Source organism: Vibrio sp. Y176 (genome assembly GCF_033438945.1).
The window spans coordinates 1-615 of record NZ_JAWOQS010000761.1 but is presented as its reverse complement, the minus strand read 5'-3'; the positions used below and the strand labels follow the sequence as shown (position 1 = coordinate 615).

Annotated in this window: 1 protein-coding gene; it reads left to right on the top strand. The window is 52.4% G+C overall.

Annotated elements, in window-relative coordinates:
• Nucleotides 1–615: ABC transporter substrate-binding protein (locus R7O13_RS28510; protein WP_318305412.1), on the top strand; the 615-nt coding region annotated here is incomplete at both ends.

Here is a 615-nt window from a genome sequence, read left to right as displayed (position 1 = left end):
GAACTGGTTGTGGGTCAACCACAAGCAGCTTAAACAACTGAATCTGTCCGCGCCGAAAAACTGGCAAGAGATGTTCGCTGCCATGGAGCTTGCCAAGCAAAATGGCATCGTGCCGATCGCGGTCGGTGAGCAGCCGTGGCAAGTCGCCCAACTTTTCGAGAACTTAGTGATCTCCACTGGCGGCGTTGAGTTCTACACCAATGCAATGGTTAAACTTGAGCGAGACAGCATCGACAGTGATACCCTGCGCCAAGCGTTGACGCAATTTCGCCGCCTGAGTTTGTTGATCGACAACCAATTACCCGACAGTAAGTGGGATACGGCGACCCAAGCGCTAGCCGACGGTCAAGCGCTGTTTCAAATCGGTGGAGATTGGATTTTGGGTGAGTTGCTTGCCAATCAAGTCTCAGTTCCGCAAGAGGTCGGCTGTTACCCAACGCCTGACAGCGATGGTGTATTCCTCTACAACATGGACAGCTTGGTGTTTATGTCGAGCAAGTCGTTTTCTGCCGAGGCGGCTCAGCAAACCGCAAGCGCGCTGGCAGATGTCGAGTTTCAAGCTAAGTTCAATAAGGTAAAAGGCTCGATTCCGGTACGTACCGATATCGACATCAG